This is a genomic window from Moorena sp. SIOASIH (assembly GCF_010671925.1).
Taxonomy (GTDB): Bacteria; Cyanobacteriota; Cyanobacteriia; order Cyanobacteriales; family Coleofasciculaceae; genus Moorena.
In genome coordinates this window covers 821,298-843,454 of the sequence record NZ_JAAHIH010000001.1, presented here as the reverse complement: position 1 = coordinate 843,454, position 22,157 = coordinate 821,298, and the positions used below count along the sequence as shown (strand labels likewise).

Below are 22,157 nucleotides of genomic sequence, written 5' to 3'. Positions count from 1 at the left end.
AACTAAGCACTGTCCTGTATTCTTTTTAAATTAAATCTTAAAAAAGAATAAGGATATAAATATTCCTGTTCAAAATTCCATAAGCTAATCTAAATAATCTCGAATTCCATAGATTCCCCACGTGTGAATCTATGGCAAGGAGCGCGATCCTAAATCCGAAGGATTTTTTTGTGATAGTATAATCAAACCAAGCTAGGGGTGCCTGAGAAACCAGGCTGAGATTACACCCTTAGAACCTGAGTCCGGTTAATACCGGCGGAGGGAAGCTGTGATCGAGGAAATTAAATATGCGAATTGAATGGGTTGCCAAGCGCCGTGGTCAGAGCAATGTGACTCAAATGTACTATGCTCGCCAGGGTCTTCTGACAGAAGAGATGCACTACGTAGCCCAGCGGGAAAACCTTCCCGTTGAGCTGATCAAAGATGAAGTGGCACGGGGGCGAATGATTATCCCCGCCAATATCAACCACACTAACCTAGAGCCAATGTGTATTGGTATTGCCTCCAAATGTAAGGTGAATGCCAATATCGGTGCCTCCCCCAACTCTTCTAATCTTGATGAAGAGCTAGAGAAGGTTAACTTGGCCGTGAAGTACGGGGCGGATACCGTTATGGACTTGTCTACAGGTGGTGGCAACTTGGATGAGATTCGTTCCGCCATCATTAATGCCTCACCTGTACCCATTGGCACGGTACCAGTTTACCAAACCTTAGAAAGTGTCCACGGCAAGGTGGAAAACCTTACTGCCGATGACTTTCTCCACATCATTGAAAAGCACGCTCAGCAAGGAGTTGACTATCAAACCATTCACGCTGGCATCTTAATTGAACATCTGCCTTTGGTCAGAAACCGGCTAACCGGCATTGTTTCTCGTGGTGGTGGTATCCTCGCCAAGTGGATGCTCCATCACCACAAGCAAAATCCCCTCTATACCCACTTTGACGACATTATCGAGATTTTCAAGAAACACGATGTCTCCTTCAGCTTAGGAGATTCCCTGCGTCCTGGCTGCACCCATGATGCATCTGATCAAGCCCAGTTAGCAGAATTGAAAACATTGGGGCAGTTGACTCGTCGTGCTTGGGAACATGATGTACAGGTGATGGTAGAAGGACCTGGTCATGTGCCGATGGATCAAATTGAGTTCAATGTCAAAAAGCAGATGGAAGAGTGTTCAGAAGCACCTTTCTATGTCCTAGGACCACTAGTGACAGACATTGCTCCTGGATATGACCATATCACCTCCGCCATTGGGGCAGCTTTGGCTGGCTGGTACGGTACCGCCATGCTGTGCTATGTAACCCCGAAAGAACATTTGGGACTGCCCGATGCTGAAGATGTGCGCAATGGCTTGATTGCCTACAAGATTGCTGCTCATGCAGCGGATATTGCCAGGCATCGTCCAGGAGCACGGGACCGGGATGATCAACTCTCCATTGCTCGCTACAACTTCGACTGGAACCGCCAGTTTGAACTTTCCCTTGACCCCGAACGAGCTCGGGAATACCATGATGAAACCCTGCCAGCAGATATCTATAAGACAGCAGAGTTTTGTTCCATGTGTGGACCAAAGTTCTGCCCCATGCAAACTAAAGTTGATGCTGATGCCTTGACTGAACTAGAGAAGTTCTTGGCGAAAGAACCTGCCCATCAAGCTTAATTCAATCATCAATAAACTAAATCTTTGAAAAACCCGGTTTCCTAGCAGAAGCCGGTTTTTTTTACACTACCACGCCTAAAAGCACGTGGGATTTTTACTGCCATTTACCTATTAGAGCGCTACACGCTGGGAATAGGCAATAGGGAATAGGCAATAAGGAATAAGAAATAGGCAATAGGGAATAGGCAATAGGAAATAGGCAATATAAAAGCCAAGTTACACAGCTTTTAGCAATTATCAGCTCACCATTATTTGTAAATAAAATAGCGCGTATTTATACCTATAAAAAAAACTATATGTAGAATTCATGAAGCTATTTCATATAAATTTGATAATTATAAGGCATTTCAAATTAGATGCTTCACAGCTGATTAACCAGTTAATTTAAGAGAAAACTCAGGGAATTTTCAGATTAGCGACTGATGGTAGTTATAGAGCGAAGATAAAACACACAAAGGATAAAAAAAATGAAAACTCGTGACGAATTTTGGACTATGGCAGATCATTCTCGACTGGAAGCTGAATATCTAGCTGATGAGAAACTGCAATATTTACAACATGCCCCACTGTCAGCTTTACAGCAGATATGTATCCAGTACCGTCATTTTACCAAAGAGTTTCCTGATAATCTGGCAATTCTAATTTCCAAAGCTCCTTATGGCAAATTTAAAAGCTTAACCGCTGAGATACTAGCAGAAGAGTTAGGGGAAGGAGATCATGAAAATAATCATCTCCAACTATGGGATAAATATCTGTTAAGTATTGGTCTAAATCAAGAGTTATTTGAAGACTCTCTTAGCGAAGAAAATAAGATTTTGCTTGATGAGATAAAGCAACTAACTTTAACCAAGCCTACCACCTATGTTATTGGATTATGTGGCATGGGCGGAGAGTGTCTTTGCCAAGTTTATCTGTCTACTATGTACAAATATCTTGTCAAAAACCCATACATCAAAGAAAACAAACACACCATTGATTGGGAGTTTTGGAACTTTCATGTTGGTGAAGCTGATATTATCCATCGTCAAAAGGTCAGAGATGCCATTAATGAGATAGTTGATGCGGATCCATCTACCGTAGATAATTTAACGGCTGGCTATCAGAAAGCCAAACATAATTGGGATACATTTTGGACGAATAACTACAAATTAGCCATGACTAAGCAGATGGCAGCTGTAAATTGAGTGAATAATTGAGTGGCATAGAAGTAAGTAGAGTCCATCAATCAAATCACTCTACTGCTTCAAAATACCAAATCCTCACAAATTGCTCAGATATTTATTATAGCAGTTGGCAATTTAATCAGGTACTCCTGAAAACCCTGAACGACACATAGGACAAGGAAAAGCAAAAAAGCCGATGCCTGATAGCTCACTGCTAACTGCTATATTATTTTGACTCAAAATGAAACAAAAATCAGAAATGAAGCATTCTCTTGAAGCTTTGAATAAACATGGCCAAACCACAGCTTCATCTACTTTAGGCTTGTGGGATTCTATTCGAGCAGATTTTGAGGCTGTGTTTGAGAAAGATCCTGCTGCATGCTCTTGGCTTGAGGTGTTAACTTGCTATCCAGGCTTACAGGCAGTTACGGTTCATCGCTTTGCCCATATCTTATATCGCCACCGTTTATTTTGGCTGTCTCGCTTCGTATCCTACATTGTCCGTTGGCTAACAGGAATTGACATTCATCCAGGTGCTACCCTTGGTCGGGGCATATTTATTGATCACGGTGCAGGTGTAGTAATTGGGCAAACCGCCATCGTTGGAGATGGAACCTTAATTTATCAAGGTGTTACTTTAGGTGGGACTGGCAAACAACTAGGTAAACGTCATCCTACTGTGGGAAAAAATGTAATCGTCGGAGCGGGAGCAAAAATTCTTGGGGACATTGAAATTGGTAACAATAGCCGTATTGGAGCAGGCTCAGTAGTTTTAAGCTCTGTTCCTAATGACTGCACTGTTGTTGGGATTCCGGGACGAATAGTTAGGCAATTCGCCAAACCGATTAGTCCACTTGCTCACAGTAACATCCCGGATCCAGTAGCTAATGTGGTTGATAAACTTATCCAAAGGATAGATGAGTTGGAAATCAAACTAAACCAATTACAGCAGTTTAGAGACATGCAGTTCACCGAAAAGCTGTTGTCTCAAGCTCCAGCTATCAACTTATCTCAGAATCCTAATTTAGATAGCCGCCAGCTAGCAAAAGTAGATTAACTGTAAGCATTCAGCCGTCAGCTATCAGCTAATGCGCTGCGCGCACGCTACTTGAGGTGCTAGCAGGCCCTTTAACTCCACAGGGTCGGATCAGTACGAGCAGGGATTTTCAACCAGCCGTACCAGCACCCCCCAGCTTTTTTACTACCTCCCGTTGATTAGCATGATAGCTGACGGCTGACGGCACCTCAAGTAGCGTGCGCGTAGCGCATTAGCTGAATGCTTACGATTAACTATTGTTAATACAGGAGACAAATGTCTTGGAAATCATAATTGCTACTATGCCCCTGTGGGTAGCCATAGTAATGCTAGTGGTATTGCAGCGACCAAGCCAACAGGCAGGACTTGCTACTTTGATAGCTGCTATAGGTTCAACACTACTATTTCCTGTTTTTCGTTTGTTTCCTGGGCAATTACTACTGGCTTTGGTCAAGGGACTTGCGACATCACTATCAGTGTTCTACGTGCTATTTCCAAGTTTGCTACTTTACTATCTGCTCAAGTCTGTAGATGGTATGAGCCTTTTAGGACGGGGTATTGCTCGCTTAGTTCCTGAGCGAGACTTACAGGTGTTGCTGCTAGTGATTGGGTTCGCTCCTTTTGCCGAGTCAGTTAGTGGATTTGGAGTTGGTACGATTTTAGTAATTCCACTGTTTCTCGCATTAGGTTATAGTTCTGCTCAGTCAGCTATACTGGGTATTTTGGGTCAAATGGCTGTACCTTGGGGAGGGCTAGCCATAGGTACAGTTCTTGGAGCAGAAATAACTAATCTAGATCCTAGTATTCTAGGTTCGAGTACTGCTCTTTTGACTGCTCCTCTGCCCGTAGTTTACGGACTGGTGGCACTAGCAGTGAGTGGCGGAAAGAAATCCGTGCAACGCCGATGGCCAGAAGCGATCGCTGCCGGAGTGGTTCTTACCATAGGAGTTTGGGGGTTCAGTTGGATTCCTGGGGTTGAACTGGCCGGTGTACTTGGCAGCACACTGGTGATGTCATTCTTAGTGGTGTGGGCAAACCGAAAACTATTTCATAAGCTATTTCATAAGGCAAAACGAAAAAGAACAGTAAATCTAGTCAACACTGCCCGTAATAGTTCCGAAAAAACGGCTCATGATTCTGCTGAGCATGGTATTACTAAAGTATCCCTCTGGCAGGTAATAGCTCCCTACGGGATTCTGACAGCAATTCTGCTGATTTCTCGCTTAGTTGTTCCTATAAAAATTTGGCTGAAGAGCCATTTTGTGATATCCATAGCTGCCATCAATCTAAATCTACCGCTGCTTTACAACCCAGGCTTTTATTTACTTTTGACAGCTTTGGCTACAGTCACAATTTTGGGAACAGTCGTACACAAACTGCAAGTAATAACAATACAAGCTTGGCAACAATTTATCCCTGGAGCCATAGCACTCGCCTGTTTTCTAGCAGCCTCTCAAGTTATGCAAGCCAGTGGCATGATAGCTAGTCTAGGCATGGCCGCAGCAACACTTGGTGACAAGTATATATGGGTTGCACCTTGGTTAGCTGCTCTAGGAGGCTGGATTACTGGTTCAAATACTGCGAGTAATGCCCTGCTTTCCCAATTACAACAAGAGGTAAGCATTCAGTCTGGCTTACCACTAGAGTGGCTGATGGGAGCTCAGAACGGAGCTAGCGCCCACGCCACGATGATTTCACCTGCTCGCGCTATTATTGCTGCCACTGCTGTTGGGTGGTCTGGAGCTGAAGTCTTTTTGCTCCGGCAGATGGGACTAGTTGTTCTAGGAGCAGTCGCAGTTATTATGTCACTCCTGGTTTTGGCTGTATCATAAAATCTCTATTTTTGGTAAGTATAAAATAAATAACTGGACATAATTTATGTTAAATTAATTATGTTAAATTGGTTAAGAAACTTAAAGTTGCTCAAACCCTTTCTGTTCCAAGATACCCGATCCCCGATCCAAAGTTCCCTGGTCTGAACAGTCAACTTGAATTATGTCTGGCTACCGAGTATGATATGTAAATCCTAGAGATGGTTTAGCCAAATGACCCAGCTTAAATGCCCTAAATGTGAAGGAACCTTAGAAGCAGTTGTGTATTCAACTATTCCTGTAGACCGCTGCACCAGTTGTCAAGGGATCTGGTTTGATTCCATGGAAGCTCAACTGTTGAAGGAGATAAAAGGTTCCGAGATTATAGATACAGGTGACCCGAAAACAGGGAGTAAATTTAATGAAATTAGAGATATCAATTGCCCTAAATGCCAGACAAAACTGACCAAAATGGTTGATATAAAACAGACTCATATTCGGTATGAAAAATGCCCGGTATGCTATGGTATCTGGTTTGATGCTGGTGAATTTAAGGATTATAAAGAAGAGGGAATAGCAGACATTTTGAAGGATATCTTTAGCTAATTAATAGGCTAAGTAGCAATTTTTAATGTCAATTAATTTGCTGGCACTGGGAAAACCTATGGAAAACGTAGTAGCTTGACCAGGATGCTAATTTCCCTGATCAAGCAGGTTCGAAATACTCAAGTCTGAAATGATAAGCTCTATTCGCCTGGTTTAGGTAAAGTGATGATAAATTCACTATACGCTCCCACTTCAGTTTCCAGCTTCAAGGTTCCTCCATGTTGACCGACGATGATATCATGGGTCATTGATAATCCTAATCCTGTTCCTTCTCCAGTTGGTTTAGTGGTAAAGAAAGGATGGAAAATTTTCTCTTGAATCTTCGGTGGTATCCCTATACCATTGTCACGGATGCGGATTTCTACCGTCTGCTCCAGATTTTGGGTTTTGACCCGCAATGTCGGGGTAAAGGCTTCGTCCACCTGATCTGGATTTGACTGATAAGATTGCTGTTTGGCTTGAACCGCATAGCAACTATTGTCAAGTAGGTTAATGAAGGCGCGGCTGAGATCATTTGATACTAGCTCTAATTGTTCAATAGAGTTATCGTAATCTGTGTCAATCGTAATATTGAAGCGATTGTCAGAGGCTCGCTTGCTGTGATACACCAACTGTACTGCTTCGGCTAAAAGTTCATTGAGGTCAGTCAGTTGATGTTGAGAGCTCTCGCTTCGTGCGTGCAGCATCATACTGCTAATAATGCCATCGGCTCTGTTACCGTGCTTATTGATGGCTAGGGAATTTTCTTTGATGTCGGTTAAAATCTCTTTGAGATAGTCTACAGCGTCTGGATCGAGATGTTCAGATTGGTTGTCAAGTTCTTCAATCGCTTCCTCCACCAGCTCAACCGAACCTTCAGCATAGTTGTTAACAAAATTGAGAGGATTTCTGAGCTCATGGGCAATACCTGCGGTTAACGCCCCGAGGGAGGCAAGTTTTTCTTGGACAACAATCTGCTGTTGAGCAGCTTTTAATTCGACGGTTCTTTGTTCTACTTTCTCTTCTAAGTTGTGGGAATAGTCTTCTAGTTGGGCATTGGCTTGCTGCAAATCCTGATTCAGTTGAGAGAGTTCCGCGAGTAATCGCTCCCGCTCGGCTTCGGCTCGTTTACGTTCGGTGATGTCTTGAAAGGCTGCGATCGCATAGGCCACATTTCCGTCTTGATCATAGATAGGTGTACCCCAAGCTTCTACAGGAATCATCTTGTCCCGTTGGCGTATTTCCATATCGTCAACTGCTACACTCTCCCCCTGCAACGCCCTCAAAATCGGATTCTCTGCTTTCGGGTAAAGTTGCTCAGTTCCAGCGAGATAAATCTGATAAGTGTCTTGTAACTGTGACCCTGTAGCTGACTCTATGATGGCTCGGTCTGAAATCTGCTGTCCAGCTTTATTGATCAAATAAGGCTTACCCTTGGCATCGGTTACACATACTCCCACAGGCATAGCTTCTAAGAACTGCCTCAAGCGATTCTCATTTTCGTGGAGTTGGGAAATTAAGTCAGCTTGTTCGCGGTTTGATTGTTCTAGCGCTTTATTCATTGTCTGGAGTTGAGCATTTTTTTCAGCTAGCGCCTTATCCTGAGAATAACTATACAATGCCTCTTTTACCGTGATTCTGAGGTCGTCAGCCTGCCAAGGTTTAGGGATATAACGATATAATTTAGCATAGTTAATCACATTTCCCACCGCTTCCAAATCCGCTTGCCCAGTCAACATAATTTTGAGGGTTTTGGGTGAAATATTATGAATGCGCTTGAGTAATTCATCCCCTTTCAGATTGGGCATGATGTAGTCGGAAATAACCAGCGCAACTTCATAGTTATCCTCTACTAATTCTGAGAATACTTCTAAAGCTTCTTCCCCACCTTGGGTAATTTCAATCAGATAGTTATCTCCCAAAGTAGTTTCTAACTCCATCTTCAGACTATCTAGGATAGTTTGTTCGTCATCAACGCAGATAATGGCAGTTCGATTCATAATTCGACTAAAGCAGACTGAATTGTTAAAATTAATTCCTGAGTATTCCAGGGTTTGTGTAAACATCGATATAGGTTAGCATATTGTTGCGCCCGTTCAACCGCTTCGTCATCAGCTTGTCCCGTTAGCATCACTTTAATAATATCGGGATATTTGTGATGGACATTAATCAGAAATTGATCCCCTTTCATTCCTGGCATTAACCAATCGGAGACAATAATTAGAATTTGCTCTCCATTATCATAGAGTTCATCAATGATTTCCAAGGCTTCATCAGCACTTTCAGCAAATTCATAGAGATACTTATCTTCAAAAGCTGCTTGAAGTTCCATCTCCAAGCTTTTCAAGATCGATATTTCATCATCAACACATAAAATTACGGCGTCAGACATGACTAGTTTCCTCATTGAATTCATACCAATTCTGGCTCATTACGGCTACACATCAATTTCATCTGGCCATCTCCCCATCTCCCCATTTCTCCATCTATATCTGTAGTCCTACTTTGAAAAATTGGTATGAAAAGGTAGGGAGACGGTCGAGATGGGTTGAGTAGGCAAGGTCGCGTTCGCGTAGCGTAGCCCTTCGGGCTAATCGCATCAGTAATCTTACGGTTTTGATCGAAGATGACAAATTTCTGGTCAGCCTCACACACCCCTTGATAAACTAGGGTTCTAAGGCGCTTAGTAAATTCCCTCAGTGAGCCGATAGCCTGGGAGTGTAATCATTCTTGGTTACTATGGATGATTTAATGACATGGACTGCAACTAGCCACAGTTTTGACACTCCCCGCTCTTGCCTAGACCGGGTTTTCTTGCCTTGGACGATTGTTTATGAACTAGCTACACTGATAACTAGCTACACTTATAAAGTTCCCCAGCAATCCTGTCCAAATAACAGTTTCAGGTTCATCATCTCAATGTACCTCCTCAGCCATCGGGTGTGGCTGCTGAATCGGTAGGGAAACTGTAAAGGTAGTTTCACCGGGTACGGACTCCACCTCCATGTGTCCGTGATGTTTCTCTACAATTTTCCTAACAATATCTAATCCCAAGCCACTGCCTTCTCCAGCGGGTTTCGTGGTAAAGAACGGCTGAAAGATTTTCGGCTGAATTTCAGGAGGAATCCCCTTGCCAGTGTCAGTAATGCTGACCTTGATTTGGTCATCTTCCTGCCTGACATTAATGATTAAATTCCCCTTGTTCTCCATGGCTTGGAGGGCATTGTGAATCAGATTAGTCCAGACTTGATTGAGTTCATCAGGATAGCACCGGATAACTGGCAAAGAATCGTCATAGTTTCTGTAGACGTCTACGCCATGTTTGAGTTGGTTATGATAAAGAGTCAAGACCGTGTCAATCCCGTCAGTAATCTGTGCATCTATCTTTTCCCCACTAGAGTCATAACGAGCATAAGTTTTCAAGGCAAACACCACTTTTGTAGCTCGTTCTACGGCAGTGGTAATGTTGCGCGTACTGGTATAGAGGTTAGCTAATTGATAGGCAGTGGTTAAAATCATTTCGTTGTCTGGGTCTTTCAGGAGAGGCAAAAACTCTTCGAAGTCCTCATAAACCCCAATTCCCGCTAATAAATTGGCTAGCTTTACGGCTTTATCAATAGCGTAGGATTCCAGTTGGCTTTTCAACCTTCGTTTGAGTTGACGTTGCTCTCGGGTAGATAGAGGGGTAGTCTGTCGGCTGGAGTATTGGAGTAAGGCCAACAAATCCGACTGACGTTCTGGCGAGAGTCCTTGAAAAAATGAGGGTAATTGGTGGAGGTGGTCGTTGAAGAAGTTAGACAGATTGCCCACACAGGAGCGAATTGCTCCCAGGGGAGTATTGATTTCGTGAGCGATTCCTGCAACCAGTTGTCCAAGAGCAGCGAGTTTTTCTTGGGCGATTATCTGGCTTTGGGCAGCTTCGAGCTGTTCTAGGGTGTTTTGCCACCTCGCTTCTGCTGACCTTCGCTGTTCAATTTCCTCTTTAAGAAGGGCATTTTGCTCCTTGAGGGCCTTTGCCTGACTTTGCAGTTGCAAATGGGTTCTAACTCTGGCTAATACTTCCTCTGACTGAATCGGTTTGGTCAGATAGTCCACTGCTCCAAGAGAAAAACCCTTGACCTTGTTCACGGTCTCGCTCAGCGCTGTCATAAAAATCACGGGAATTTCACGGGTTAACGGATTTTCCTTCAGCCGATGGCACGTTTCAAATCCATCAATTCCTGGCATCATTACATCTAACACAATCAGATCCGGCGGTTTATAGTCAACCTGTTCAATGGCGCTTTCGCCATCAGTGGCGACTGCAACTTTGAAACCAGCACTGATCAATGTAGTGGATAGTACTTCTAAATTGGTGGCGATATCATCTACAATTAATATTAGTTGTTCATTCTGGCCATTGATCATTGTTACACCTTTTTATAGAGTGGTCAAAGCAATTAACCAATTAATGTTACTAAATGCTCATAATAAATCCTAATCAACCTAACCATAAAGCTATCAGCATTAAGTCGTAATAGTTAAGCCGTATAAATAGGATTTTATTAATGTTAATCCCATTAAACCCTAAAACTTTGCTCTCATTATCAATGAGCGTTTGCTTAGCCGGAAAGTAGGCTATTGGCTCGCTGGCAAGGGTAGCATGGGCGTAGGGCGTTAGCTGAGGGCACCTAAAGTAGCACCATCTGTAGCGCATAGGCTTACCTCTTAACTAATTACGTTATAGGTATTGTTTGATGAAATCTTGGATTTTTTTGACCTGAAAGCCTTGAGCGAATTGCTGGATATGTTGGGCAAAAATCGCCAATTTTTCATCGGATTTTTCCAGATTATCCACTTGTTCTAAAATTTCGCTGATTAAGCCTGTTCTGGCCAAATCATAGAGCTGAGCAAGTTTTTCAGCTGGGGGAGGGATAATCTCTGTAGTTTGACATGAGATGTTTTCAGCCATCATCTTTTCTCCTTGTTCTTTTCCTTCATACACCCATTCCAGTCTCAGATGCATCCGTAATATCTCGAATAGTCTTTCTGAATCTACTGGCTTGGGCAGAAACTCGTCCGCCCCAGACTCAATACTCTTGTGTTGGTGAGTATTAAATACGCTGGCTGAGCAAGCAATCACCACTACTGACTTTAATTGGGGGGATTCTCGCAGCTGTCGGATTAATTCCCAACCATCGATCCCTGGCATGAGCAAGTCGGTAATAATTACGTCAGGCTGACACTGAGCTTTCTCCAAACCCTCTTGACCGTTGGTTGCCTCCACCAGTTCAAACCCAAGGGGGGCAAGCAGATTAACCAAAACCATGCGATTTTCCCATTGATCATCCACTACCAGGATTTTCCGCTCCTTACCTTTGAAGCCAATGATCCCTGTTTGAGAAGCCATTGGGGCATCTAAGCTTTCTGTGGCTTCTGGCAACTCCAAATCAAACCAAAACACAGTGCCAATTCCGGGCTGGCTCCTTACTTCTAAGCTAGAGTTCATCATGGACAAGAGTTTCTGAGTAATCGCTAATCCCAATCCTGTCCCTTCTGCTTTGCGAAAGGGATTTCCTACTTGCTCAAAGGGCAAAAAAATCGTTTCTAATTGCTCTGGGGTTATACCAATCCCAGTATCTTCTACTTGAAACCGGATTTTTGTCCTTTGTTCTTTCTTAAGCTCTTTTTGACCATTGTCTACCTCCGTTGTGAAGGGTCGGGTGGAGGGGGGTGATGGGGGGTTATCATTTTGCGTAGATTCAAGGACACTCACTTTGAAGGTTACTTCCCCAGAGTCGGTAAACTTGATGGCATTACTTAGCAGGTTCATCAGTACTTGTCGTAGGCGTTTATCATCCCCATAGATGCCATTGGGGAGTTGAGAAAGGGGTTGGTAAGTAAATACAATGTCCTTCTGATCAGCGCGGATACAGCAGATGTCAACCAGGTTTTCCAGAAAGGAGGAAAAATGAACATTTCTAGGAACGAGTTCCATTTTCCTGGCTTCAATTTTGGAGAGATCCAGAATGTCGTTAATTAGGGTTAACAGGTGTGAACCACACTGATGAATGATGTGGACGCCTTTGAGTTCCTCAGGGGTCATGGTTTTGGACTTTTTGAGGATTTGGGTGTAGCCAAGGATACCATTAAGGGGGGTTCTTAGTTCGTGGCTCATGTTAGCCAGGAATTCGCTTTTGGCACGATTGGCAACTTCCGCAGCCTCTTTAGCATGTTGCAGTGCGGCTTCCGCTCGGTTGCGAGCAGTGACATCAACCATAACCGCTAGAGACCGAACCACCTGACCTAACTCATCTTGTTCAGCAATAGCGGAAAGAAGCACGTCAATGATTTCTCCATTCTTGCAAATCACCTGATAGGGAACATCCAAGCACATTTCTGTCTCAAAACATTTAGGCAGAAACACCCCTTGGGCGTACTGGGGTGATTCTGTTAAAAAATCAGTGGATTGTCTTCCAATAACTTCACTACGCTCGTAGCCTAGCTTCTCAAGCCAGTAGTTACTGACACTGAGCAATCTGCCATTGCTATCAATCGAATGCAGCATAACTGGTGTATTTTCATAGAGCGTGCGAAAGCGTTCTCTGCTCAGCCGCAGTTCTTCCTCGGCCTGTTTGCGATCGCTAATATCTTTATGGGTTCCTGCCATTCGTTTCGGGTTGCCCTTGTGATCATGAGCAACCACTTTACCGTAAATGGCAATCCATTTCCATTGACCGGATTTGGTTCGTACTCTATGGTCACAGGCAAAGAGAACCGAACTGTTCTTTAGACAAGCATTCAGCAACGACCTTACCAAGGGTTTATCCTCTGGATGTATCAGCTTTTCCCAACTGCTGAGGTATCCTGGTAGCTCATCCACATCATAGCCCAGCATTTCTAACCACCGGGGACTGTAATAAACCTCTCCAGTCGTGATGTTCCAGTCCCAGAGTCCATCACCGGATCCTTCTAAGGCTAGCTGCAAGCGTTCCTGACTCAGTCCCAGTTCCTCTTCTGCGTGCTGATGCTCTACCTTAGCCCGTGCTAGTAAGCTAGAACCAATACCAATTAGCACCACTAAACTACCATAAAGCAGCCCTAGCGGCTTCCAGGAATCACGGGAGCGTTTATTTATCACCTTAGGGGAAATGTAGGTGACAATTTTCCAGGTATCGGAGTTAGCATCGATCCTAGTGAGATCAGAAAAACGCTTTTGTACAGCAGTTTTAGCTGTTTGCATCTCGTAGAAAGGATGAACAGTGGTAAAGGTAAACTTACCGTTGGCAGTTTCAAACTGCCCGTGATCAGCCTTAGAAATCCGTTGCCATGCTTTTGGAAACGCCTTGGCAAAGGTACGGTCTTTGCGGTTAGGATACATGAATCCCCATTCATCCTCTGGGTTGGTTCCCTTCAGCCAAAATCCCTCACCATTCAACAGCATCATTTCCCCTAAAGAGGTGTTATTTTCGGGTTCCAAACTATTGATGAAATGTTTAGGAAAATAGTTAATGATGACGATGCCCCGTTTCTGACCATAACTGTCAAACACAGGGCTACCAACGCGAATTACTGGCTTCAGGGGGTGTTCAATTTTTCCATTTTCGACATTCAGGTCTAGGGGAGAGACAAACATTTCTCCCTTTGGCAAAGCTAAGGTTTTTTGAAACCAGTAACGATTTGCCTTGACTTGCAGTTGTTCCTCAGGCACAATAACCGGCTGACCCTGGTTAAAGTTGACTCTAACAATTTCTTTACCAGTTGTATCCAGAAAGCGAATTTGGTCATAAAGCCCTTTCTCTCGAAGCAGGATCAGATATTCTTGAGTAAGAGCCATGCGCCACTTTTCAGTTTCTTGGAGAGCATCACTGGTGCTATCTAACATTCCTCGTAACTCATTTTGATTGGCTAGGAATCTCAAGTCTGATACAATGACATGGAAATCACTAGCTGCTCGTTGAGCTGCCATCTCAACATTACGGATTTCATTAAGGTTGACTTCTGTTGTGTCAACCTTAACCTCGGTGCGATGCATGAGCACTAGAAAACTTCCTATCCCTATCGTTAAAGGTATAAAAATAGCTAGAAAGTAGTTTATTTCCGCTATAGGGCTAATTTGTTTGATAGTTTTCATTGCTCCGATTAACTAGTTGATTTTTTGCTACTTTTTCAAAAGTATTATGTTCACTGTTTCCCTTTAATTGTTCCCTTTAATTACACAAAAAACTGTAGTAGGATTTTTTTTAAGATAATATTCAGTACTTCTGCCGCAACTATATACCTGTAGGATTAGTTATGAATCAATCCTATAGCAAAGGGAACAGGGAACAGGGAACAGGGAACAGGGAACAGGGAGCAGGGAGTAGGGAGTAGGGAGTAGGGAGTAGCGATGCAGCGCGGTCTTGGGGAGGCAGCGCGGTCTTGGGGAGGCAGCGCGGTCTTGGGGAGGCAGCGCGGTCTTGGGGAGGCAGCGCGGTCTTGGGGAGGCAGTGCGGTCTTGGGGGTTCCCCCCACTCGCGGTCTGCCGTGGTTTCCCCCACTCGCGGTCTGCCGTGGTCTCCCCCATGAGCGACTGCCGTTCCCCCAGCGACTGCCGTGGTTTCCCCCATGAGCGACTGCATCAAGACGGGAGTAGGGAACAAAAATTCTCACAATTCCTACACGGATTGCTATACACAATATAGAGTTTTATGCCTGGTTTTATTTATTTATTTATGAATAAATAAATTTTTTGAATTTATAGCTTTTTATAGCCTAATGAGGTAAACAATATTTTTTCCCTTTTCCCACTTTCCTGTTCCCTGTTCCCTACTCCCTACTCCCTACTCCCTACTCCCTACTCCCTACTCCCTACTCCCTACTCCCTACTCCCTACTCCCTACTGCCTGCTCCCTTTGCTATAATTATTATTTATCCCGATATTGCTGAATAAACTGTCGAATTTTCTTGAGTTTAAAGTCTTCGGCTAATTGACGGAGATGTTGGCTGAACGGGATTAACTTATCATCAGATTTTTCCAGGATTTCCACTTGTTTTAAAATCTCGCTAATTAAGCCAGTCTTCGCCAGATCGTACAGGTGGTCTAGTGCTTCTTTTGAGGGCGGCACCATCGACTTTTCAGTTTTGAGAGGGGATGGTGCCTTGGTCGTGAGGTTTTTATCTTTATCTTCTTCTTCTTCATAAACCCATTCTAGTTTCAGATTTACCTGTAACTTCTCTAATAGCTTTTTTGACTCTACTGGCTTGGGCAAAAAATCATCTGCTCCAGCCTCACTACTTTGGTGCTGGTGATCATCAAACACACTGGCTGAACAAGCGATCACTAATACTGATGAGAATTGGGAGGATTCTCGCAACTGTCGGATCATCTCAAAACCATCCATCTGTGGCATCAACAAGTCAGTAATAATCAGATCCGGTTGGAACTGTGTGGCTTTCTGTAAACCCTCTTGACCATGGCTCGCTTCTTCGAGTTCAAAGCCAAGGGGAGCTAGCAGATTCACCAGTACCCAGCGATTTTCCGGTTTATCATCCACCACCAGAATTTTGCGGCCTTGGCCAAGGAAACCAATAATTGTCTTGTTAGGAGCGATCGCATCAGTTACTTCTGTGGCTTCTGGCAACTTCAAATCGAACCAAAATAAACTGCCCACACCGAGCTGGCTTTGCACTTCCAAAGTAGACCCCATCATTTCAAGCAGTTTCTGAGTAATGGCTAATCCTAATCCGGTGCCTTCGGCTCGACTTAAGGGATTCCCCACCTGCTCAAAGGGCAACACTATGCGTTCGATGTGTTCTGCACTCATACCAATACCGGTGTCTTCAATTTGAAACCGAATTGTTCTCAAAATTCCATGGTTGTTTTGTTTTTTGTCTTCTCCTTTTGTTAAGGGCTTTGACTCTAAGACATTTACCTTGAAAGTCACTGTCCCAGTGTCAGTAAACTTAATCCCATTACCCAGTAAGTTAATTAGTATTTGTCGCAGGCGTTTTTCATCGCCATGGATGTGATTGGGGAGTTGATTTTGGGGTTGGTAAATAAATACAATATCTTTGTGATCAGCGCGGATACGGCAGATGTCAACTAGATTTTCTAAAAAGGAGGGAAAATGAAAATTGGTTGGGTACAGTTCCATTTTCTTAGCCTCGATTTTAGAAATGTCTAAAATATCGTTAATCAGGGTGAGTAGGTGGTTGCCACATTGGTGGATGACACGGATGCCCTTGAGTTCTTCAGGGCTCATGATTTTAGAGCGTTGGAGGATTTGGGTATAGCCGAGGATGCCATTGAGGGGAGTGCGCAGTTCATGACTCATATTGGCCAGGAACTCACTTTTGGCACGGTTGGCAATTTCAGCGGTTTCTTTAGCTGCTTGTAATTCTTGGCTGAGGAGCTGTTGACGTTGGACTTCTGCTTCTTTGGATGCCAAAAGATGCTTTACTTGTTGAATAAGATGATTCAGAGAAGTGGCTAAGACTCCTATTTCATCTTGGGATATGATCGGGGCTTGTAGAGTAAAATTATCATCTTGAGTGACGCGCTGGGCTACCTCTGTTACTTGTTGAATGTTACGGGTAATCAAGAAAGTGACCCTGTTGGCAACTACGGTGGTAATTGCTGACCCCAGCAAGCACAAAGCACTGATACTGAACCACAACTTTCCCTGCACCTGCTCAAGAGGTGCGGCGGAGTACAGTAAAACCAGTTTGCCCCCCTTACCATTGATCCCGGTGATCTCTACACTTTTGGCAATGTAGTTTTTCTCGGCAATAGTGACCTGCACTGGTAGGGATTTGATTGGCGGTGGCTGCCAAGGAGCATTTTTAGCATCGGTTAAGGTAGAGGCAGTAACCTGAGAATCATAGAAGGTAACGAGGTGATGGTGCCTATGGGGGCGTAATTGTTCGAGCCATTCATCGCTAATAGTAATGCCAACGATTATTCCCCCTAAGATTTCCTGGGCAGACTTCACCGAGGTTAGACCGACTAGGAGCGATGGGGCATTGTCTTCAGCTGGCACGAAATCGAACAAATCCATCCCAATGCTTGCCGCTTGGTTGACTGTCTCGTCGAGTAGCTCAACTTGGTTAAGGTCTGCCTGCCGCAGTTCCAGCAATATAGACCCGTTCTTGTCTACGAGTTTAAGCAGATCGAGCTGATAAGATAACTGTATCGGCAGTAAATACTGAAACAGCTTTTGCCGGTTCCCTGCTGCAACTAATGTGGAAACATCCTCTCTGTCAGCTATCCACCTTGCTTTCAAAAATAGAGTTTCTTTTTCCTGTTCAAAGGCATGCAATTGTATGGATGAGAAGTCCTCGATCTCCTCTTGCACTTGCTGTTCCAGACGCTTAGTGAAAAAATAGCCCAAACTAAAGGTTCCTACTATCCACATTCCCAGGAACACAAAGAGCATCGGCAATAGTATTTTTGCTCTGAGGGAAAGTTTCGAGTACATCTGTCGGAACATGTCACTACTACTCCTGTTCCTGGCTAGATGGTATGAACCCTGATTCGAGCAGATGGTTGCCTCCTTCTTTGCTAAAGGCGAAGTCAATAAAGGTTTGGGAGATATCTGAGGGGGTCTGGCGGTAGACGATGCCAAGGCGACGCGCCATTTTATATTTACCTGACTTAATGTTTTCGGGGGTGGGTTCCACGCCATCTAGACTGAGGCGGTTCACAGGTAGCTGATTAGCGATCGCATAGGCCAGGGAGAAAGCACCGATGCTGTAGGGTGTACTCTGGACCGCTGCAATTAAATCAGCTTCGTGGCGCAAAATCACTGCTTCTGGAGCATTCTTGAGGTCTGATCCAAGATAGTATTTCCGCAATAGTTTCTTGGCTGACTCATCTTCATGTCGATCCAGCACGATAATTGTTGCGTCTGGTCCCCCTACCTTTTGCCAATTGGTCACCTTTCCGCTGTAGATGGCCTTGAGTTGTTCGGTTTGCAAATTGGTTACTCCTACGACACTAGGGTGAGTTGCTACTACTAAACCATCTTTGGCGATTTCCCGATATACTAAAGAGCCATCATCCTCCTCTGGTTTCAAAGTCCTGGTAACAGTACCAATATCAACCAATTTGTCTTTAGTGCCAGCGATTCCACCAGGGGATTGACTTTTTGGCAAAAAGGTAATGACTGTGTTTTCAGTCTTGGCTTCATAGGCAGTAGCTAATACCTTCATTGCTGGATAGGGACTCCCTGCCCCAGTAATCTTGATTTCCTGCTGGGCTTGTTGGACATTGGTGGCTTGGTTGGTGTTGGGGGTGCAGCTTACCAACATGGCTAGGCTCGTCCCTAGAGCTAGGGTGAACCAGCTATTTAACTTCATTAGACATCTCCAATAAACTATTAATTTTACCTTTGATAATCACGGGTTTTTGGTCAGCCTCAGACATGCCTTGAGCAACTTAGGTTCTAGTGCTAGAGTCAATCGCATAAAAGTGCAACACGACCCTTTCTGAAGCAGACAAGGGAGCCTGTTAAAGGTTAGGATGAGTTGGTTGAAACCGTTTTTTACAATCAAGATTCGGTGGTTGAGTCTGTTTTTAACTTAGTCATATCATTTATTCATATCCTCCTCAAGAGAGATGCAGCCATTGTCTTTTATCACTAAGATAAGCTCTTGCGAATGGTTTACAGTTGTGGGATTCCACAATAGTCAATAATCATATTATAGAATTCCCAGCTAATCTTACCAAAATAACAGTTTAAGCTTAATCTCTAGTTTATTTCATCACTTTTTCGATGGGATATCATTGGTTATATTACAGCAGTTTTTACTTGGGTGAGTTACAAATTATTGGAGTTTAGGGAGCAGGGAGCAGGGAGCAGGGAGCAGGGAGCAGGGAGCAGGGAGCAGGGAGCAGGGAGCAGGGAGCAGGGAGCAGGGAGCAGGGAGCAGGGAGCAGTAATAATATTTCATTCTTTGAGTACTGAAATTGATTGTTATCACTGTATTGATGCAGTATTTCATGATAATATTTAATATTTTTTTTTATTACTTAAATATCTAAAAATAAACTATTTGTTATTTAAAATTTACTAACCAAAAATAGTTATATTGGTTAGTAATAGTTAATTGTAATATTGCGTTTATTATACTTATAAGCTACATTCAATTTTATTACCTATACTACCTACTCCCGACTCCCTACTCCCTACTCCCTACTCCCTGCTCCCTTTGCTATAATTATTATTTATCCCGATATTGCTGAATAAACTGTCGAATTTTCTTGAGGTTAAAGTCTTCGGCTAATTGACGGAGATGTTGGCTGAACGGGATTAACTTATCATCAGATTTTTCCAGGATTTCCACTTGTTTTAAAATCTCGCTAATTAAGCCAGTCTTCGCCAGATCGTACAGGTGGTCTAGTGCTTCTTTTGAGGGCGGCACCATCGAGTTTTCAGTTTTGAGGGGGGAGGGTGCCTTGCTGCTTACCTTTGTATCTTTATCTTCTTCTTCTTCATAAACCCATTCTAGTTTCAGATATTCCCGTAACGTCTCTAATAGCTTTTTTGACTCTACTGGCTTGGGCAGAAAATCATCTGCTCCAGCCTCAATACTGTGATGCTGGTGATCATCAAACACACTGGCTGAACAAGCGATCACTGGTACTGATGAGAATTGGGAGGATTCTCGCAACTGTCGGATCATCTCAAAACCATCCATCTGTGGCATCAACAAGTCAGTAATAATCAGATCTGGTTGGAACTGTTTAGCTTTCTCTAAACCTTCTTTACCATGGCTCGCTTCTTTTAGTTCAAAGCCAAGGGGAGCTAGCAGATTCACCAGTACCCAGCGATTTTCTGGTTTATCATCGACCACCAGAATTTTGCGCTCTTTGCCTTGGAAACCAATAATTGTCTGATCAGGAACAATCACATCAGTTACCCCTGTCGCTTCTGGCAAGTCCAAATCGAACCAAAATACGCTGCCAACACCGAGTTGGCTTTGCACTTCCAAAGTAGACCCCATCATCTCAAGCAGTTTCTGAGTAATGGCTAATCCCAATCCGGTGCCTTCGGCTCGACTTAAGGGATTCCCCACCTGCTCGAAGGGCAACACTATGCGTTCGATGTGTTCCGGACTCATACCAATACCGGTGTCTTCAATTTGAAACCGAATTGTTCTGATCAGTCCATGGTTGTTTGGCTTTTTGTCTTCCTTTGTTGTTAAGGGCTTTGATTCCAAGACATTGACCTTGAAAGTGACTGCTCCAGTGTCAGTAAATTTAATCCCATTACCCAGTAAGTTAATTAGTATTTGTCGCAGGCGTTTTTCATCGCCATGGATGTGATTGGGGAGTTGATTCTGGGGTTGGTAACTAAAGGAAATTTCCTTCTGATCAGCGCGGATACGGCAGATATCAACTAGATTTTCTAGAAAGGAGGGAAAATGAAAATTGCTTGGGTACAGTTCCATTTTCCTGGCTTCGATTTTAGAAATGTCTAAAATATCGTTAATCAAGGTCAGTAGGTGGTTGCCACATTGGTGGATGACACGGATGCCCTTGAGTTCCTCAGGACTCATGATTTTAGAGCGTTGGAGGATTTGGGTATAGCCGAGGATGCCATTGAGGGGGGTGCGCAGTTCATGACTCATATTGGCCAGGAACTCACTTTTAGCACGGTTGGCAATTTCAGCGGTTTCTTTAGCCCCTTGTAATTCTTGGCTCAGGAGCTGTTGACGTTGGATTTCTACTTCTTGAGCTGCTAACAGTGTTTTACTGGTATAGAAGGCTAATAGGGCTGCGGTTGAAATTGATAGGATCATGGTTATCAAAATGATTCGAGTCCGAAGCCTTTCAGAAGCATCTAGCACAGCTTTGGCATGTGGTCTTTCCTCCTCAACCTCCTCTATTATTTCCTCAAGATCATAGACGAAACTCCTGAGGTTTAGCCCTAAATGACTCTTGCTTAACTCTAGAAAATTTTTGTGGGCTGTCTCGATTTCTTCTGGCTTCAAATTCGACGGATCGATTGGCTGCAATAGTGCCTCTACCCGTTGGGTGTATACTTGTATTAGGCTGTCATAATTTTTGATAAGGTTATTGAAAAGTTCAACTTCCTCTGATCCCTCATCCACCTCTGGATTTTTGTAAGATTCTTTTAATGCTAACCAGTTTTGCTGGGCTAATCGGGAATGCTTTTTAAAACGAGAATACTCTTCCTTAAAAATGTCTGGTTGCTGGAACAAAACAGCGAAGTATTGATGGTGTATTTGTATTTCCAGCAGGTGACGTTGCAATTCCATGAGAAGCTCGCTTTCTTCTAAAGCATCTTCTCTTAAGTTCTGGGCATAGTTTTGGTAGTTATTGCCAATAAGGAGTCCAACTGTTGTTCCCAGAACAGCAATCCCAAGGGCAATACCATACCCATAGGCAATCTTTTGACTGATATTAAGGCGATTTAGCTGCTTTCTGAACCAGACAAGGGGACCTGTTAAAGGTTGGGATGAGTTGGTTGAAACCGTCTTTGACAATGAAGATTCGGTGGTTGAGTCTGTTTTTAATTTAGTCATATCATTTCTCCATATCCTCCTCAAGGGAGAGGCAGCCATTGTCTTTTATCACTCAATCAACTATTGGGAATTATTTAATGATTGTGGGGTTGTACATACAGTTGTAAATAAAGTGGTAAATACAATAGTTATATTATAGAATTCCCAACCAGTGCTACCCAAGTAACAGTTTCAGTCTGCTATCAATTTCCCTTGCTTCATTGACTTGGCATTTATAGTGTTATTCACCAGGTTTATCTAATTACTTTATGGTGCATCTAAATGCATGCAAAAACACTCAAAAAAATAGAAGCATAATATCATGTTATAACAATTACCATTAATAAAAATCTCCCCCATCTCCCCATCTCCCCATCTCCCTATCTCCCCACCCTCCCCACACTTCCCTTCT

The 22,157-nt window shown here is 43.5% G+C and carries 15 protein-coding genes and 1 riboswitch; of the genes, 5 read left to right on the top strand and 10 right to left on the bottom strand.

Annotated elements, in window-relative coordinates; translation table 11 throughout:
* Window positions 1–184: 184 nt before the first annotated feature.
* A riboswitch (TPP riboswitch) is annotated at window positions 185–281 on the top strand.
* 6 nt (window positions 282–287) lie between these two features.
* From thiC to F6J90_RS03715, 5 genes are all read left to right on the top strand, one after another.
* Window positions 288–1,661, top strand: coding sequence for a phosphomethylpyrimidine synthase (thiC, locus tag F6J90_RS03735; protein ID WP_293091145.1), 1,374 nt, complete (start codon window positions 288–290; stop codon window positions 1,659–1,661).
* A 467-nt stretch (window positions 1,662–2,128) separates the two neighbouring features.
* On the top strand, window positions 2,129–2,845 hold the full coding sequence (locus F6J90_RS03730) for an iron-containing redox enzyme family protein (RefSeq protein ID WP_293091144.1): 717 nt from the start codon (window positions 2,129–2,131) through the stop codon (window positions 2,843–2,845).
* 238 nt (window positions 2,846–3,083) lie between these two features.
* Window positions 3,084–3,881: a serine O-acetyltransferase gene (gene cysE, locus F6J90_RS03725; protein ID WP_293091143.1), complete on the top strand. Its 798-nt coding sequence runs from the start codon at window positions 3,084–3,086 to the stop codon at window positions 3,879–3,881.
* Window positions 3,882–4,141: 260 nt separating this feature from the next.
* On the top strand, window positions 4,142–5,692 hold the full coding sequence (locus F6J90_RS03720) for an L-lactate permease (protein WP_293091142.1): 1,551 nt from the start codon (window positions 4,142–4,144) through the stop codon (window positions 5,690–5,692).
* A 213-nt stretch (window positions 5,693–5,905) separates the two neighbouring features.
* Window positions 5,906–6,277 carry a zf-TFIIB domain-containing protein gene (locus F6J90_RS03715; protein ID WP_293091141.1) on the top strand — a complete coding sequence of 124 codons (372 nt, stop codon included), beginning with the start codon at window positions 5,906–5,908 and terminating at the stop codon, window positions 6,275–6,277.
* A 140-nt stretch (window positions 6,278–6,417) separates the two neighbouring features.
* Here the strand turns inward: F6J90_RS03715 and F6J90_RS03710 are convergent, their stop codons facing one another.
* From F6J90_RS03710 to F6J90_RS03665, 10 genes are all read right to left on the bottom strand, one after another.
* Window positions 6,418–8,256: an ATP-binding protein gene (locus tag F6J90_RS03710; RefSeq protein WP_293091140.1), complete on the bottom strand. Its 1,839-nt coding sequence runs from the start codon at window positions 8,254–8,256 to the stop codon at window positions 6,418–6,420.
* On the bottom strand, window positions 8,253–8,648 hold the full coding sequence (locus F6J90_RS03705; protein ID WP_293091139.1) for a response regulator: 396 nt from the start codon (window positions 8,646–8,648) through the stop codon (window positions 8,253–8,255). The genes F6J90_RS03710 and F6J90_RS03705 overlap by 4 nt, the downstream gene beginning before the upstream one ends.
* Window positions 8,649–8,668: 20 nt before the next feature.
* Window positions 8,669–8,911, bottom strand: a complete 243-nt coding sequence (locus F6J90_RS03700; protein ID WP_293091138.1) for a hypothetical protein — start codon at window positions 8,909–8,911, stop codon at window positions 8,669–8,671.
* A gap of 261 nt (window positions 8,912–9,172) precedes the next feature.
* Entirely contained in the window at window positions 9,173–10,663 is a 1,491-nt protein-coding gene (locus F6J90_RS03695) for a response regulator (protein ID WP_293091137.1), read from the bottom strand.
* A gap of 313 nt (window positions 10,664–10,976) precedes the next feature.
* The gene (locus F6J90_RS03690) at window positions 10,977–14,270 is read right to left on the bottom strand and encodes a PAS domain S-box protein (RefSeq protein ID WP_293091136.1); all 3,294 of its coding nucleotides are present in this window, start codon (window positions 14,268–14,270) and stop codon (window positions 10,977–10,979) included.
* A gap of 254 nt (window positions 14,271–14,524) precedes the next feature.
* On the bottom strand, window positions 14,525–14,887 hold the full coding sequence (locus F6J90_RS03685) for a hypothetical protein (RefSeq protein WP_293091135.1): 363 nt from the start codon (window positions 14,885–14,887) through the stop codon (window positions 14,525–14,527).
* 254 nt (window positions 14,888–15,141) lie between these two features.
* Complete coding sequence (locus F6J90_RS03680; RefSeq protein WP_293091134.1) at window positions 15,142–17,706, bottom strand: response regulator; 2,565 nt, start codon at window positions 17,704–17,706, stop codon at window positions 15,142–15,144.
* Window positions 17,707–17,713: 7 nt separating this feature from the next.
* Window positions 17,714–18,574: a substrate-binding domain-containing protein gene (locus F6J90_RS03675; protein WP_293091133.1), complete on the bottom strand. Its 861-nt coding sequence runs from the start codon at window positions 18,572–18,574 to the stop codon at window positions 17,714–17,716.
* A 468-nt stretch (window positions 18,575–19,042) separates the two neighbouring features.
* Window positions 19,043–19,168, bottom strand: a complete 126-nt coding sequence (locus F6J90_RS03670) for a hypothetical protein (RefSeq protein ID WP_293091132.1) — start codon at window positions 19,166–19,168, stop codon at window positions 19,043–19,045.
* 270 nt (window positions 19,169–19,438) lie between these two features.
* Window positions 19,439–21,766 carry a response regulator gene (locus F6J90_RS03665; protein WP_293091131.1) on the bottom strand — a complete coding sequence of 776 codons (2,328 nt, stop codon included), beginning with the start codon at window positions 21,764–21,766 and terminating at the stop codon, window positions 19,439–19,441.
* Window positions 21,767–22,157 lie beyond the last annotated feature (391 nt).